Source organism: Faecalicoccus sp. LCP19S3_E2, assembly GCF_052121255.1.
Taxonomy (GTDB): Bacteria; Bacillota_I; Bacilli_A; order Erysipelotrichales; family Erysipelotrichaceae; genus Faecalicoccus.
The window spans coordinates 1-17700 of the sequence record NZ_JBQKEP010000023.1 but is presented as its reverse complement, the minus strand read 5'-3'; the positions used below and the strand labels follow the sequence as shown (position 1 = coordinate 17700).

The window sequence follows — 17700 nt, the reverse complement described above, 5'->3', positions numbered from 1 at the left end:
AAGACATATGTTCTTTTGAGCTGCCAATTGATGTGTTTACACTGTATCAAAACTAAAAAACATCGTTTTTAATTCTCTACATCAACTTTTTAGTTGAATTTAGCGAAAAAATTTTAAAAAGTTGTTTGAAGTGTTTTCTAGACCGGAAATGAAGGTTGACTTACAAAATGAAATAATGATATGATTCAAAGCGTAAAAGCGATGAATTAGAGTAGTAGAAGAGAAAGTCGTTTAGAGAGCTGCTGGCTGGTGAAAAGCAGTGGATCGTATCTTTGAACTCGCTAAGGAGCTGATAAGTAATGTTATCCGTAGTTTCTGCGATAAAGAAAAAAAGAGGGCACAGATCGTTTCTGTGAACTAAGGTGGTACCGCGTCTTTTAACGTCCTTAGAAGAGGGCGTTTTTTTATTGAAGGAGGAGAAAAGAGATGTACGATCATCAGTCCATTGAAAAGAAATGGCAAAAGCGATGGCTGGAAGAAAAGACATTCCGTTGTGATACTTCCGATTTTTCCAAGCCTAAATATTATGTACTGGATATGTTTCCGTATCCGAGTGGAAATGGTCTTCATGTAGGACATCCGGAGGGATATACCGCAACCGATATCATTGCCCGTAAAAAACGTATGGAGGGGTATAATGTTCTGCACCCGATGGGATGGGATGCCTTTGGTCTTCCGGCAGAGCAGTTTGCCTTACAGACAGGGCATCATCCGGCTGAATTTACCAAGAAAAACATCAATCATTTTAGAGAGCAGATTCAGTCTTTGGGATTCAGTTATGATTGGGATCTCGAAATCAGTACAGCTGATCCATCATACTACAAATGGACACAGTGGATCTTTACACAGCTGTATAAAAAAGGGTTGGCATATGTTGATGAAATTCCGGTCAACTGGTGTCCGGAGTTAAAAACGGTTTTGGCCAACGAAGAAGTTATTGACGGCAAAAGTGAAAGAGGTGGCTATCCGGTCATCCGTAAACCGATGCGTCAATGGGTATTAAAGATTACAGCCTATGCAGAAAGATTGTTGAAAGATCTGGATGAAGTGGATTGGCCGACTTCCACTAAAGAGATGCAGAGAAACTGGATCGGTAAATCGCAGGGGGCCAATGTCATCTTTAAGATTGATGGCCATGATAAAGAATTTACGGTCTTTACAACGCGTTGTGATACTTTGTTTGGGGCTACGTATTGTGTTATGGCACCGGAGCATCCGTTTGTATCCGATATTACGACTCCGGAACAAAAGGAAGCCGTTGAAGCCTACCAAAAGCTATGTCAGACAAAATCCGATCTGGAAAGAACAGATTTGAACAAGGATAAGACCGGTGTATTTACCGGAGCGTATGCGATCAATCCGGTCAATGGTAAAAAAGTGCCAATCTGGATCAGTGATTATGTATTAGCCAGTTATGGAACCGGTGCGATCATGGCGGTTCCGGCACATGATACACGCGACTATGAATTTGCCAAGAAATTTGGTATAGAGATCATTCCGGTACTGGAAGGTGGAAACATCGAAGAAGAAGCCTTTACCGGAGATGGCGTACATATCAATTCAGAATGGCTGAATGGTCTAAACAAGGAAGAGGCCATTGCGAAAATGATTCAGTGGCTGGAAGAAAACAAGGTTGGGGAAGCCAAGGTTACTTACAAGTTAAGAGACTGGTTGTTCTCTCGTCAGCGTTACTGGGGCGAACCGATTCCGATCGTTCATATGGAAGATGGAACCATGCGTACTGTAGATGTGGATGAGCTGCCGTTAGAACTGCCGGCAACGACAAACTTTAAACCAAGCGATACCGGTGAAAGTCCGTTGGCACATTGTACCGACTGGTTATCGGTTGAGATTGATGGTGTTAAGGGAACCAGAGAAACCAATACGATGCCACAGTGGGCTGGAAGCTGCTGGTATTATATTCGCTATATTGATCCAAAAAACGATAAAGCCATCGGGGATCCAAAGCTGCTGGAGCACTGGTTACCGGTTGATTTGTATGTCGGTGGTGCAGAACATGCGGTATTGCACCTATTATATGCGCGCTTCTGGCATAAGGTACTTTATGATTGTGGTGTTGTGAAGTCAAAAGAACCGTTCCAGAAATTGTTCCATCAAGGTATGATCTTAGGCTCTAACGGTGAAAAGATGTCAAAATCACGTGGCAATGTCATCAATCCGGATGAAATCGTGGCCAGTCATGGAGCGGATGCTTTGCGTGTATATGAGATGTTTATGGGACCATTGGAAGCGGCTTTACCTTGGTCAACGACCGGGCTGGATGGAACGCGTAAATGGTTGGAGCGTGTCAATCGTTTCTATACAGAGGTGGCAGAATTCACCGAAGAAAACGATCATCGTTTAGATCGTGTTTACCATGCGACTGTCAAGAAATTGACAAATGATATCGATACGTTAAACTTTAATACAGCGATTTCTCAAATGATGATCTTCATCAATGAATGTTACAAGACAAAAACGATCTATCGCCCTTATGCGATTGGTTTCTTAAAGATGTTTGCCTGCTTTGCCCCACATTTAGGAGAAGAGCTGTGGGCAACGATCTTTGACCAGAAAGATTCCATCACTTATGAGCCATGGCCGACATATGACGAAGCTATGTTAGTGGATAAGACTGTAACAATTGTGGTACAGGTCAATGGTAAGGTGCGCGGTAAGTTTGAAGCGGCTGCCGATGCCGAAGAAGCCAAGATCCAGGAACAAGCATTACAGCTGGAAAATGTACAACATCAGCTGGAAGGAAAAACTGTTCGTAAGGTTATTGTGGTTAAAGGAAAAGTTGTAAATATTGTTGCGAATTAACGCAGGCTGCACTTCGGTGCAGCTTTTTTTATGAAAAAGCATATGAAACAAATATAAATTATGAAAAAATATATGTAAATTTCTTGCAAAAAATGAAAATCTGTCTTAATATATAGACAATTGTTCGTTGTATGCGAACGATCAATTTTTTAAATCTTTATGACCAAGGTTGCAAAATGGTCATAAGATGAAAAAGCACAGGTAAAAAGGTGCCAAGGAAAGGGTGGATTTCTATGAAAAAGCTGGTATCGGTATTGATGGCAGGAACCATGGCTTTATCTTTAGCGGCTTGTGGTTCTGGCGGGGATAATGCCAACACATTTACATTTGCGAATGAACTGGATATTAAAAATTTAGATTCCAGTGATGCCGATGATGGTATGTCTTTTAATGCGATGCATGCGGTCATTGATGGCTTGATGGATGTTGATAAGGATGGCAAGGTGACTTATGGCATTGCCAAAGAACATACGGTAAGTGATGATGGTTTAACTCATACCTTTGTTTTGCGGAATGCCAAGTGGTCAAACGGTGATCCGGTAAAAGCACAAGATTTTGTGTATGCCTGGCAGCGTATCCTGAAAAAATCAGGGAACTATGCGTATATGATGGGATCGGATGGAGCTCATTTAGTTGGTGCGGATGAGCTGATGGCAAAAAATGAAGCTGGCAGCGAACTGACACAGGAAGATCTGGATACATTAGGTGCTAAAGCTGTGGATGACCAAACCCTGGTGGTGACACTAACCAGTCCGGTATCTTATTTTGAGGAGTTGATGACATTCCCGTGTTATTTCCCACAAAATGAAAAGTTTACGGAAGAACAGGGACAAAACTATGGAAAGAGTGCCGATGCGATTCTTTCAAACGGTGCCTTTGTCATGGAATCCTGGGAGCCGGGTTCTAAAGCCGTCTTTACAAAGAATGAGGATTATTGGGATGCCGATTCTGTAAAACTGGATAAGCTGGTCATGAATTTGGTACAGGAGCCAACGGTAGCTGCACAAAACTTTGATAGTGGTAACAATGATTATGCACCTATCGATTCGGATTTAGTGGATAAATACAAAGATAACGATGCGTTCTGGAATGTAAAAAGCGGATTCTTATTTTATGTAATGCCAAATCTACAAAATGCCGATTTACAGAATCAGAATTTGCGAAAAGCGTTATCACTGGCCATCGATCGTGAGGATTTTGCCCAGAATGTTTTAAAGGATGGTTCGATTGAAGCCAATGGCTTTGTGCCGGAAGATTTGTCAAAAGGTCCAAATGGGGAAGATTTCCGAGAAGATGCCAAAGATTTTACAACTTATGATGCCAATGCGGCACAGGAAGCTTTGAATCAAGCATTACAAGAATTAGGTAAATCCGAAGTGACCTTGCGTTTGTTGTATGGAACCGATGAAAGCCCAATGGATACGATGGCAACGTATTTACAAAATGCCTTTACAAAGCTGGATGGTTTAAATATTGAAATGGTTGCCACGACCAAACAGGATCGTATCTACAATAAAGAAGCCAATGGTGACTTTGATCTGGCTTGTACAAGATGGGGACCGGACTATGGGGATCCGACAACGTATTTGTACTTAATGAAGACCGGTAACCAAAATAACTATGGAAAATGGTCCAATGAACAATATGATGCATTGTTGAATCAGGTCAATACAGAATTGGATGTTCAAAAGCGCTGGGATCTGATGTTGCAGGCTGAAGAGCTTGCTATGAACGATTATGCCAACATCCCTGTATTCCAAAAAGGAAATACGGCTTTATTGAACCCAAAAGTAAAAGATCTGGTCAACCAGCAGGTCGGAACGCCGTTTACTTTCAAATATGTATATAAAGAGGGCTAGACGCATAAAAATATATTTGAACTCTCCATATTGGACATAGCAAACTTACTTTAGGTTGTGTATCGAATGTATAGACATTTAATTGAAAAACGTTCATGAATTATGAAAATTATTTGAAAGGTTTTTCATAAAATAGGAAACATATGAAAATAATTTCAATTTATGCTTGTAAAAAATTAAATTGTATTCTAATATATACACATGTTCACAGAATGAACACAACTTAGGAGGGTTCGATATGAAAAAATTATTGTCGGTACTGATGGCTGGGACAATGGCCTTGTCATTAGCTGCCTGTGGATCCGGTTCTGGCGGAGCCAATACGTTTACATTTGCCAGTGAACTGGATATCAAGAACTTAGATTCTTGTGATGCAGATGACGGAACGTCTTTTAACGCTATGCATGCGGTCATCGATGGTTTGATGGGCCTGGATGAAGATGGAAACATCGCCAATGCCATTGCCGAAGAACACACGGTGAGCGATGATGGTTTGACACATACGTTCAAGCTGCGTGATGCCAAATGGTCTAATGGAGAATCGGTTACAGCACAGGACTTCGTGTATGCCTGGCAGCGTATCATTAAAAACGTTGGAAATTATGCATATATGATGGGATCCGATGGTGCACACATTACCGGTGCTGATGAATTAATTGCCAAAACAGGAAACGGTGAAGAGCTGACACAGGAAGATTTGGACACTTTGGGAGCCAAAGCCGAAGATGATAAAACATTGGTTGTGACTTTAACAAGTCCGGTATCCTATTTTGAAGAGTTGATGACATTCCCTTGTTATTACCCAATTAACGAAAAATTTGCGGAAGAGCAGGGTGATGGATATGCCAAGAGTGCGGAAGCTATTCTTTCCAATGGTGCTTTCGTGATGGAATCTTGGACACCAGGTTCAACGGCAACTTTTGTGAAGAATGAAGATTACTGGAATGCCGATCAGGTTAAACTGGATAAATTAGTGATGAACCTGGTACAGGAACCTACAGTTGCGGCACAGAACTTTGACAGTGGCAGCAATGATTTTGCACCAATCAACTCGGATCTGGTAGATCAGTATAAAGATGATGATGCCTTTATTACCTTTAAGGAAGGGTATTTGTTCTATCTGCAACCAAACTTCCAAAATACCGATCTGCAAAATTTGAATTTGCGTAAGGCTCTATCTTTAGCGATTGATCGTGAAGACTTCGCAACAAATGTATTAAAGGATGGTTCGATTGAGGCCAACGGATTTGTACCGGAAGATTTATCAATCGGTCCAAATGGTCAGGATTTCCGTGACGATGCCAAAGACTTCACAACTTATGATTTAGAAGCAGCACAGGCCGCTTTGGATCAGGCTTTACAGGAATTAGGTAAATCAGAAATTACTTTGAAATTGATGTATGGTACGGATGAAAGTCCAATGGATACGATGGCTACGTATTTACAAAATGCCTTTACCAAACTGGATGGCTTAAATATTGAAATGGTCGCAACTACAAAACAAGACCGTATCTATGTAAAACAGGCCAATGGTGATTTTGATATTTCTTGTACACGTTGGGGTCCGGATTACGGAGATGCGACAACATATCTGAACTTGATGAAATCAGATAATGTCAACAACTATGGTAAATGGGTAAATGCGGATTATGACGCACTTATGGCTCAGATTTCTACCGAAGCGAATGTCGAAACTCGTTGGAATCTGATGTTGCAGGCAGAAGAGATGGCCATGAATGATTATGTCAACATTCCGGTATTCCAGAAAGGAACATCAGTGTTAGAGAATCCGTCTGTAAAAGGATTGGTATTCCGTCCGGTTGGTGTACCATATACATTCAACTATGTATCAAAAGAAGCTTAGTAAGAATTTGAGTTGAATTTTAGTATATAAACACAATATGGTTCAACACTATATTGTGTTTATTTTTTGAAAAAGGAGGTTATTATGTCAAAATCGACAGTTCGTTATATACTGCAGCGTTTGGCGATTTCTCTGGTCACTTTATTTGTGATCCTTGTCGTTTTATTCTGCATGGTTCGCTTTCTTCCTGGATCTCCTATCAACAACGAACATTTAAGTGAGGCACAACGTGCCGCTATTGAGGCAAGCTATGGTTTGAATCTTCCTTTACCCCAGCAGTTTGTCAAATATGTGGGCGGTATGCTGACGGGTGACTTTGGTGTTTCCATGAACTTGTATAAAGACATGCAGGTTTCTTCGTTAGTAGGAACAGCTGCACCGATTTCGTTCTTTTTAGGACTTTGTGCCTGTATCTTAGGTACCATCGTAGGAATTTTCTTAGGCGTTGTAGCTGCCTTGAATAAGAATACGATCTGGGATACATTGACAACGGTTTTATCGGTAATCGGTGTATCTATTCCATCATTTGTGTTTGCGATGTTGATACTGATCATTTTTGGTAGCAATCTTCATATCTTACCAACGATGTACTCTTCTGCTCAGCCGATTTATTCGGCCATTATGCCAATCATTGCCTTATCGATGAGCGTGATTGCCAATGTGGCACGTTTTACACGTACAGAGATGATTTCCGTGTTAAATTCCGATTATATTATGCTGGCAAAGGCAAAAGGACTTTCCCGTAAAGATATTATCTTTAAACATGCACTACGAAATACTCTGATTCCGATCATTACGATCTTAGGACCAATCTTAGTCAATTTGATGACAGGAACCATGGTCGTTGAAAAGGTCTGTAGCGTACCGGGATTAGGTAAATTATTGATCAACAGTATTCAGGCTTCCGATTACAACGTGATCTTGGCCTGTGCCTTCTTATATGCTGCTATGTATATCCTCATGATGTTGGTCATTGATGTTTCTTATGGAATCATCGATCCACGAATTCGTTTAGGAAAGGATGAGTAATATGACAGAAATGCAAGCTTTACAAGAAATGAAATTTCAACCTAAAGACTTTGAATTTACGCATGAAAGTCAAGAACTGGAAAAAGATGAAGTCATGCCGGCTCGTTCTGCCTGGAAGGATTCTGTCAGTCTGTTTGTGCGAAACAAAGGAGCCGTAATTGGTATCGTCTGTATCGCATTGATTACGATCTTTGCGATCGTGGCACCGATGTTGTCCGGCTGGAAATATGATGCGATCGATACTTCTTTACAGAATATTGCACCAGGGGCCCAACACTGGTTTGGTACAGATAATTATGGACGTGACTTATGGGTACGCTTATGGCAGGGAACACGAATTTCCTTGTTTGTGGCAGTAGCAGCCATCTTTATCGATGTGGTCATCGGTGTGACCTATGGAATGATCTCCGGCTATTTTGGCGGTAAGGTGGATTCTGTGATGCAGCGTATTCAGGAGGTTATTAACTCCATTCCAACATTAGTTATCTTAACTATCCTTTTGATGGTGATGAAGTCCAGCTTATTTACGATTATTCTGGCTCTGTCTTTTACTGAATGGATCGGTATGAGTCGTATTACTCGTGCCCAGGTCTTAAAGACCAAAGAGGAGGAATTTGTTCTGGCTTCTCGTACTTTAGGGGCCGGCAGCTTCTTTATTATCTTTAAGGAAATTTTACCGAATATTTATTCACAGATGATCATCATGGTCATGATGTCGATTCCAAATGCGATTTTCTATGAAGCCTATCTTTCATTTGTCGGATTGGGATTGCCGATTCCGGAAGCTTCTTTAGGTACTTTGATCAACGATGGGTTTAATACCTTAACGATCTATCCGTTCCAAATGATCATTCCGGTAGTGGTGTTCTCCATTTTGATGTTGAGCTTTAACCTGGTCGGTGATGGATTACGCGATGCGTTAGATCCAACGATGAAGGAGATGTAATCGTATGAAAGAAAATAGAGAAAGAATTTTAAAGATACGTGATCTGAATATCTCATTTAAAACGACCGGTGGTAAAGTCCATGCGGTTCGTGGTGTGAATTTGGATTTGTATAAAGGAGAAACTATTGCGATCGTAGGAGAATCCGGTTCCGGTAAATCTGTTACGACAAAAGCGGTTATGGGGCTGTTGGCTAATAATGGTTCCATTGATTCCGGATCCATCGAATATCACTGGAATGATGAATATACCGGTGAACCAAAGACCGTCGATATTTGTCAGTTGAGCGAAAAAGAATTACAGTCTGAAATTCGTGGCCGTAAGATCGCCATGGTGTTTCAGGACCCGATGACTTCATTAAATCCAACGATGACCATCGGTAAACAAATCATGGAGCCGATGATGTATCACTATAAAAAATCAAAACAGGAAGCCTACGCCAAAGCTTTAGAGCTTTTAGAGTTGGTAGGGATCACAGATGCGAAAAAACGAATGAAGAATTATCCACATCAGCTTTCCGGCGGTATGCGTCAGCGTATCGTTATTGCGATCGCATTGAGCTGTGATCCCTATGTGTTGATCTGCGATGAGCCGACAACTGCTCTGGACGTTACGATACAAGCTAAGATCCTGGAGCTGATCCAGGACATTCAAAAGAAAAAAGAACTCTCTGTTATTTATATTACACATGATTTAGGTGTTGTAGCCAAGGTAGCGGATTATGTCAATGTCATGTATGCCGGGAAAATTGTAGAAACCGGTACGATCGATGAAATTTTCTATGATCCTCGTCATCCATATACATGGGGCTTATTGTCGTCAATGCCGGATCTGGATACCGACGATGATGAATTATATACGATACCGGGCACACCGCCAAATCTTGCGCATGAGGTCAAAGGTGATGCCTTTGCACCACGAAATGAATTTGCGTTGAATATTGATCTAAGAGAAGATCCGCCGATGTTTAAGGTGCCAGGCTCTGATTCCCATCAGGTTGCCAGCTGGCTGATGCATCCAAATGCACCAAAAGTAGAGATGCCTGAAGCTCTCAGAAAACGCCTGGATAAGATGAAACAGAAAGGAGATCTAAACCATGACGGAAGCACAACCCATCTTGGAAGTTAAAAATCTGAAACAGTATTTTAAAGTCAGCCGTAAATTTACGGTAAAAGCGGTCGATGGCATCTCCTTTAAGATCATGCCTGGTCAAACCTATGGACTGGTTGGAGAATCCGGTTCCGGTAAATCTACAACGGGAAGAAGCATCATTCGCTTGTATAAGCCAACAGATGGTGAAGTTATCTTTAATGGGAAGAATATTTCCGGAAAGATGTCTAAGGAAGAACTTAAGCTGCTTCGAACCAAGATGCAGATGATCTTTCAAGATCCGATGGCTTGTTTAAATCCTCGTCGTAAGGTTATGGACATCATTGCCGAAGGCTTGGATATTCATCATGAATACAGTTCACAAGCCGAAAGAGAACAAAAGGTCTATGATATGTTGGAACTGGTTGGTCTTTCCAAAGAACACGCCAACCGTTATCCGCATCAGTTTTCCGGTGGGCAAAGACAACGTATTGGTATAGCGCGTGCTTTAGTGATGCGACCGGAACTTGTGATTGCCGATGAGGCTATCTCGGCATTGGATGTATCAATTCAGGCGCAGGTCGTCAATCTGATGAAGAAAATCCAGAAAAAGACCAATACTGCTTATTTATTTATCGCCCATGATTTAAGCATGGTCAAATACATTTCCGATCATATCGGTGTTTTGCATTTGGGTCACTTGGTGGAAACAGGCACAACGGATGAAATCTTCAACAATCCGATTCATCCTTATACTAAGTCTTTGTTGAGTGCAATCCCGGAACCCAATCCCAGAGTGGAGAAATATTGTAAATCGGCATCGTATGATTATAAAACCAGTGGTATTGATTATCACAAAGGAACGGAACATCTGGTAGATGGAACACATTATGTACTGGCTACAGATGAAGAGTTTAAAGAGTGGACAAAAAAATAATTTTTTACTGTGAGGAGCTTTCATCTTCACAGTTTTTTTCTTGTTCAAATGGCATCTAACCAAAAAAGAGGTATAATATTTACGTGTTTTTTACATGGATTTAATGTATTTGACTTATAATAGTCTGGAAAGGAACCGTTATGACATACGGAATTATTGATATTGGATCGAATACGATTCGCTTAAATATATACAAAATTAAAGGGGAGAGTTTTGAACTGCTGCTGTCGAAAAAGGAAGCAGCCGGATTGGTTCAATATGTAAAAAAAGAAAAGATGAGCGACGAAGGCATTCATCGATTGGCGGATTGTTTAAATCGTTTTAAAGAGATGATGGATTTACTGCATCTGGATGGTTATGCAGCTTTTGCGACAGCCTCTTTACGTAATATTAATAACTCGAAGGAGGTTATTGAAGCCATATGGTCGCTTTGTCAGATTCGTATTGATTTGTTAAGTGGAGCACAGGAAGGACGGATCTCCTTTCACGGAGCCATTCATGGCTTACATTATGACAGTGGAATTTATGTGGATACCGGTGGCGGAAGCAGCGAGATCATTCTCTATGATCAAAAACAGATTGGCTTTGTGACAAGTCTTCCGGTGGGATCCTTAAACCTGTTTAATAAATATGTATCGAATATCATTCCTTCAAAAAGTGAGATCAAAATGATACAGGATCGTCTATTAAAAGAATTAAGGGCCTGTGACCAGAAAAAAAGCATTCTTCGCTGTGATGATCTGGCAGTGACCGGAGGAAGCATGCGTGCAATTCGTTCCCTGCTGGTGGAGATGAAGTGGATCAAAGACGATGTCTATGAATTGGATGCCTGCATGTCAAAGAATCTGATCAAGACGCTGCAAAATGATATCGGACAGACGATCCATCTGTTTTTAAAGGTAAAACCGGACCGGGTGCATACGATGTTTACCGGGTTGTTGATCATTGATGCGATTGCCCGCTATACCAAGGCAAAACGCATTCAGGTATCGACCAACGGTGTTCGGGAAGGTTATTTGATGGAAAAAATACTAGGAGAGTAGATTATGCATAAGAAACTATACCCATTTACACAAAATCGTGAACTTTCATGGCTGAAATTTAACCAGCGTGTTTTGGAGGAAGCAGCCGATCCCAGAGTTCCGTTATTGGAACGGGTGAAGTTTCTGGCTATATTTACCAGCAATCTCGATGAGTTTTTCATGGTGCGTTGTGGCAGTCTGTATGATTTATCTTTAGTCAATGGGCAACAAATCGATAAAAAGAGCGGAATGACACCGGTCCAGCAGCTGGATGCGATCTATGAAGAAGCACATAAGCTTTACGGAATGCGCGATGGCATCATCAAGAACATTAATTCTACACTGGAGTCGATTCATATTTCCAGTTTGACTAAAAAACAGCTGACAAAGAAACAGTTGAAGTTTATTCATCAATATTTTGATGTGCAGATTTTTCCGGTATTAAGCCCGCAGATCATCGATACACATCATCCGTTTCCTCATTTGATGAATAAAGCGCTGTATATATTTGTGGAAGTCAAGGAAAACGATACGATCATGCGCGGTATCATTCCGGTTCCCAACTTTTTAAAACGCATCGTTTATGTACCGGATACGGATGGAAATTACATGCTTTTGGAGCAGATCATCCTGCATAATGTAGAAAAGCTTTTTTCACAAAGCACTATTGTTTCCAAGACAATCATTCGTGTAACACGAAATGCGGATATCAATCTGGATGAAAAAGAAATTGATGAAGACGAAGATTATCGTCAATATATGAAAAAAATCTTAAAGAAAAGAGGACGATTGGCACCGATTCGTTTAGAGTTATATAAAGAAGCTACGGAAAGTGTGGTTACTTACTTATGTGACGAGCTGCATTTAAAAAAGAATCAGGTCTTTGTATCCAAGACACCACTGGAAATGAATCATGTTTATGATGTGATTGACCAGGCGCCGAGCGTAAAAACAACACCTTTGTTGTATAAGCCGTTTACACCACAGCCAAATAAGTACCTGCGTCTAAATAAACCCATCATAGATCAGGCATTAGATCATGATGCCTTATTGTTTTACCCATTTCATGATATGGAGCCGTTTTTATTGTTGTTGAAAGAGGCAGCGGAAAATCCGGAGGTTAAGTCGATCAAGATTACGATTTATCGTTTGGCCAATCATTCTCGTATCGTGCGTTACCTGGCAAGAGCTGCCGAAAATGGAAAAGAAGTCACTGCTTTAATGGAGCTAAGAGCACGATTTGATGAAAAACATAATATTGAAGCTGCCGAGCTGTTGGAAGAGGCTGGATGTACGGTCATCTACGGCTTTGAAAATTATAAGGTGCATTCCAAGATCTGTATGATCACCTTACAAAATAAAAAGGGAGAATGGAAGACGATTACGCAGATCGGTACCGGAAACTACAACGAAAAAACGAGCAAGATGTACACGGATATTTCGTATATCACCGCCAAACCTTCTATTGGAAAAGATGCGATCACATTCTTTCAAAATATGTCGTTATCCAATTTAGAGGGAGAATATGATCATCTGATCGTTTCACCTCATTCATTAAAGCAGACTTGTCTGGCGTTGATGGATGAACAGATTCAACAAGCCAAAGTGCAAAAAGAGGCACAGATCTTGTTGAAAATGAATTCTTTGACCGATCTGGATATCATCAAAAAACTGCAGGAGGCTTCTGCTGCCGGTGTTAAGATCAAAATGGTCATTCGCGGTATTTGTTGTATATTACCAAATTTAAAGGGGTTTACGGACAATATCGAAATCTACAGTATTGTGGGGCGTTTTTTAGAGCATTCCCGAATTTATTGTTTTGGATGTGGTAACCAGCAAAAGGTCTATATTTCCAGCGCAGATTTTATGACACGAAATACCGAAAAACGTGTGGAGATCGGTTGTCCGATCGAAGATGAAAATTTAAAACAGGAACTGTTAGAGTATTTTAATATTCTTTTGAGAGATAATGTCAAGACGCGAAAGCTGTGCGGCAATGGAGAATATGTGAAGATGGATACAAGCGGCGATCCATTTATCGCCCAGGAATATTGTATGCAGAAGGCCGTAGAAGAAGCGGATCAACTTCCCGGTGAGGAAGGAATTTCCTGGCTGGATAAACTCAAACACTGGTTTCAGGGAGCGTAATGACTAATATGTAAAGTAAGCATAAGGATGGATATAAGGAGTGCATGAAAAATGCCTCCTTTTTTTGTGCATATCAATAGCCTTTCAAAGAGAGCTTCCTTTATACTGAAGCCAGGAGGTTTCATATTCATGAAAGGTTATATTGGAACATATACAACAAGTCGATCGAAAGGGATTTATTCCTTTGAGTGGGATGGAAACAAGCTTTCTACACCGGAGCTGTTTTATCCCTGTCAGGATCCTAAGTATCTGACATCCTTTCAAGGCGGTATATTAGCTGTTGCAAAACTGGAGGGAAAGGGTGGTCTGATCTATGTGGATGGCCAAGGCAACCAGATTGCTCAGCTTGTCTATGAAGAAAGTCCATCTTGTTATGTTGGGGTGATTCAAGATCATATTTATACAGTAAATTATCATACAGGTGTTGTTTCTTGTCTGGAATGGGATGGAAATCAATTGACATTAAAGCACCAGATTCGTATTCAGGATAAGGCGGGCTCGCATCATATTTTAGAAGTGAACGGGTATCTGTGGGTGCCTTGTCTAATGTTGGATCAAATCGTGATTTTAAATTTTGATCTCTATGAGGTCGGACGCATTAATATGGAAAAAGGCTCAGGACCAAGACATGCGGTCTTAGTAGATCACTATTATTATATATGTGGTGAATTATCCAATGTTCTGTATGCGATCGATGTAGATACTCGACAGGTAGTTTCCCGGGAAGAACTTCTGGTTTCTAAAAAAGATACCAAAGGTACGGCTGCTATTGCGTATGAAAACGAAAAAATCTATGTATCGACACGTTTTAGTGATGTGATTTCCGTAGTATCGGTACATGAAGGACAAATGCATTTGGAACAAGTTGTTTCCAGCATGGGCATTCATCCCAGAGATTTTGTTTTAGGGGAAAATTCTTTGCTTGTGGTGCATAAGGATGATGATGAGGTTGCGGTATTAAAAAGAGATCAAAATGGGTATTTGACCAAGCGTCTGGCCCATCAAAAAGCACCGGAAGGTGTTTGTGTAATTTGGGAGGAAAAAGAATGAATCAGATTGCGGTAATTGGATTAGGTGTGATGGGGAAAGCCATTGCACAAAATATGATGAATCATGGATTTCGTGTGGCCGGCTATAATCGTACCTATGCGGTTACGGAAACGATGCAGGGAAAAGAGAATTTTATCGGTTATAAAGAATTAAAAGATGCGATCGAATCTTTAGAGAAACCACGTAAGATTTTTATGATGGTACCGGCAGGTCCTGTGGTGGATGCGATGATCGATCAGCTGGAACCTTTTGTAGAGGCTGGAGATATCGTTATGGATGCCGGCAATTCTTATTTTGAAGACGATGCTCGAAGAGGCAAACGATTGGAAAAACTGGGTGTACACTATTTAGCCGTTGGTGTTTCCGGAGGTGAAATGGGCGCACTTCATGGGCCTAGTATCATGCCAAGTGGTTCAAAGGAAGCCTATGATCAGGTTGCTTTTATCCTGGAGACGATTGCGGCACAAAAAGATGGAGAGCCTTGTTGCACATACATAGGACCGGAAGGTTCAGGACATTATGTAAAAATGGTACATAACGGTATAGAATATGCAGATATGCAGTTGATCGTAGAAGCATATATTGCCATGAAGGCCGCCGGTATGAGCAATCAATCGATCAGTGATGTTCTGGAAAGTTGGAACCAGGGACCCTTGGAAAGCTATTTATTGAGCATCACGATAAAGATTCTTCGTGAAAAAGATCCGGATACGCAAAAGGATTTGGTTGATCTGATCGTAGATGCCTCCAGCAATAAAGGAACCGGAAAATGGACCAGCCAATGTGCTTTGGTACAGGATATTAATGTTTCTTTGATTCATGGAGCTTATATGGCTCGCCTGACTTCAAATGATGAAGAATTGCGTCATCGCTTTCCAAAAGTGCAATCGCACATTGAATTAGATACTGAACAGCTTCGTCAGGCTTATTTTTTAGCGCGTGTTGTAGCCTATGAACAAGGTTTTAGGCTGTATAGTGATGCATCAAAACGCTATGGATGGGATTTGAACCTTTCTAAAATCGCCAGCATCTTTAGAGCAGGTTGTATCATTCAAGCCAATTTACTCGAATATATACGAGATACTTTTGGTCGTTTGGGACCGGATGCCAGCTTGTTTGATGATTTTGAAGAAATGGCGATTGCCCATCTTCCGGCTTTAAAAACGATCGTCACTACCGGCTTGCTTCATGATATCAGCATGCCTTTATTCACAGCTGCTCTAACGTATATCATACCGATGCAGCAGGTTGCGTTAGGAGCTAATTTAATTCAGGCACAACGTGATTTCTTTGGCGCCCATACATTTAAAAGAGTGGATAAAGAAGGCGTATTCCATCATCACTGGGAGTAATCTATGGTACAGAATCGATTTATTATTTTTGGTGGTACAGGCGATTTGACATATCGAAAGCTTTTACCCGCTTTCTACAATCTCTTTGTTTCAAAAAAGCTGACAAAACAAGATGAAATTTTGATCATAGGCCGAAGAGACTGGACCAAGACAGACTATATTCGCAAAATGGAACTATGGGTAAAGGAATTTGCCCGTTTTAAAGTAGAAGAAGATAAATTTTTAGAATTCATTCAGCAGATTCAGTATTTAAAGATGAATTTATCTGCTTTGGATGATTATGCGATTTTAAAGGACTATGTCTCAAAAAGTGAAGCGCAGGTCCATGTATGTTACATGGCGGTATCACCACAGTTCTTTGATCCAATCGTAGAAGGTATTCATCAAATCAATCTTTTCAATGTACGTCTTGTCATGGAAAAGCCTTTTGGAACAGATCTTCTATCGGCTACGAAGCTGCAGCGAAAAGTCACTCGTTATTTTGATGAGGAAAACATCTATCGTATCGACCATTATCTTGGAAAAGATATGGTGCGTAATATATTAACGATTCGTTGTGAGAATCCGATTTTTGATGCTGTTTGGAACAATCGGTACATCGATCATGTGAATATTTTTGCCTTAGAACAGGTAGGGGTGGAAAACCGTGGCTCATATTATGATAAGGCCGGTGCTTTACGTGATATGGCACAAAACCATCTTTTGCAGCTATTGAGTATCGTTGCGGTCGATAATCCACACGATCTTCATACGCTATCTTTACAGCAGAGTGTCGTTTTACACTCATTAAATCTTTTGGAAGATTCCATGATCATGGGGCAGTATCGAGGTTATCTGGATGAAAAAGATATCGATCCAAAGAGTCAGACCGAAACCTTCGCTCGTTTTAGTGTGGGTGTGGAGACTTCCCGGTTTCAAGGTGTACCTTTTCATATCATCACCGGTAAGGAAATGATGTATCGGGATACCGCAATCCAGATCGTTTTTAAAAGTCCATATTCGGGGCAAAAGCCAAATGTTTTGACGATCCAGGTTCAGCCAAAAGAGGGAGTGGAAATTTCTTTTAATATTAAAACACCGGGCAAATCGGATAAAATCTCAGAAGCAACCATGGATTTTTGTCAAAACTGTCAGATGCAGAATCGAATCAATACACCGGAAGCCTATGAATGGATGTTGATGTCGATCATGCAAGAAGACGGCAGTTGGTTTAGTCATTGGGATCAGATTGTAACAAGCTGGAAATTTATGGATGAATTGATCAGAAAGAAGCCGAAACCGATCCTTTATGAAAAAAATTCACTGGGACCAGAAGGTGGATTAACTTCAGAAATCGTAGAATGTATAGAAAAACCATTTATCTGTAAAATTTAATAAATAATTTTTATCTGAAATCTCCTTTATATAAAGGAGATTTCAAGATTTGTTTAAAAAAAGATAAAAAAAGTGAAAAAAGATGTTGACGGAAGGGAGTGGATTTGGTAATATAACTGAGCACGGCGCGGGAAAGCGCTGAGCGAGATCTTTGAAAACTGAACAAGAACAAACCTGAAAGAAAAAGGAAACGTCAATTTCGGTAAAAG

12 protein-coding genes and 1 other annotated feature are annotated in these 17700 nt (G+C 40.7%); all 12 genes read left to right on the top strand.

The window, feature by feature from the left end; all coding sequences use genetic code 11:
* The first annotated feature begins 192 nt into the window (after positions 1-192).
* Positions 193-391, top strand: a binding site (T-box leader).
* 35 nt (positions 392-426) lie between these two features.
* The 12 genes from leuS to zwf all read left to right on the top strand — a co-directional run bounded on the left by leuS (position 427) and on the right by zwf (position 17491).
* Complete coding sequence (gene leuS / locus ACTQX6_RS12135) at positions 427-2823, top strand: leucine--tRNA ligase (protein ID WP_294686587.1); 2397 nt, start codon at positions 427-429, stop codon at positions 2821-2823.
* 233 nt (positions 2824-3056) lie between these two features.
* A complete protein-coding gene (locus tag ACTQX6_RS12130) occupies positions 3057-4682 on the top strand; it encodes a peptide ABC transporter substrate-binding protein (protein ID WP_117447250.1) in 1626 nt (541 codons plus the stop codon).
* Positions 4683-4920: 238 nt separating this feature from the next.
* Positions 4921-6546 carry a peptide ABC transporter substrate-binding protein gene (locus ACTQX6_RS12125; protein ID WP_294686584.1) on the top strand — a complete coding sequence of 542 codons (1626 nt, stop codon included), beginning with the start codon at positions 4921-4923 and terminating at the stop codon, positions 6544-6546.
* A gap of 84 nt (positions 6547-6630) precedes the next feature.
* The gene (locus tag ACTQX6_RS12120) at positions 6631-7575 is read left to right on the top strand and encodes an ABC transporter permease (RefSeq protein WP_022789629.1); all 945 of its coding nucleotides are present in this window, start codon (positions 6631-6633) and stop codon (positions 7573-7575) included.
* Position 7576: 1 nt separating this feature from the next.
* Positions 7577-8521 carry an ABC transporter permease gene (locus tag ACTQX6_RS12115; protein WP_294686578.1) on the top strand — a complete coding sequence of 315 codons (945 nt, stop codon included), beginning with the start codon at positions 7577-7579 and terminating at the stop codon, positions 8519-8521.
* 4 nt (positions 8522-8525) lie between these two features.
* Positions 8526-9647, top strand: coding sequence for an ABC transporter ATP-binding protein (locus tag ACTQX6_RS12110; protein WP_167698851.1), 1122 nt, complete (start codon positions 8526-8528; stop codon positions 9645-9647).
* Entirely contained in the window at positions 9616-10545 is a 930-nt protein-coding gene (locus ACTQX6_RS12105) for an ABC transporter ATP-binding protein (RefSeq protein WP_294686576.1), read from the top strand. Before ACTQX6_RS12110 ends, ACTQX6_RS12105 begins: the two co-directional genes overlap by 32 nt.
* A gap of 140 nt (positions 10546-10685) precedes the next feature.
* Positions 10686-11588, top strand: coding sequence for a Ppx/GppA phosphatase family protein (locus tag ACTQX6_RS12100; RefSeq protein WP_294686575.1), 903 nt, complete (start codon positions 10686-10688; stop codon positions 11586-11588).
* Between the two features lie 3 nt (positions 11589-11591).
* The gene (ppk1, locus tag ACTQX6_RS12095; protein WP_294686573.1) at positions 11592-13715 is read left to right on the top strand and encodes a polyphosphate kinase 1; all 2124 of its coding nucleotides are present in this window, start codon (positions 11592-11594) and stop codon (positions 13713-13715) included.
* Between the two features lie 129 nt (positions 13716-13844).
* A complete protein-coding gene (locus tag ACTQX6_RS12090; protein ID WP_294686570.1) occupies positions 13845-14765 on the top strand; it encodes a beta-propeller fold lactonase family protein in 921 nt (306 codons plus the stop codon).
* The gene (gene gndA, locus ACTQX6_RS12085) at positions 14762-16117 is read left to right on the top strand and encodes an NADP-dependent phosphogluconate dehydrogenase (protein ID WP_117447256.1); all 1356 of its coding nucleotides are present in this window, start codon (positions 14762-14764) and stop codon (positions 16115-16117) included. The genes ACTQX6_RS12090 and gndA overlap by 4 nt, the downstream gene beginning before the upstream one ends.
* A gap of 3 nt (positions 16118-16120) precedes the next feature.
* Positions 16121-17491, top strand: a complete 1371-nt coding sequence (gene zwf, locus ACTQX6_RS12080) for a glucose-6-phosphate dehydrogenase (RefSeq protein WP_294686566.1) — start codon at positions 16121-16123, stop codon at positions 17489-17491.
* The last annotated feature ends 209 nt before the right edge of the window (positions 17492-17700 follow it).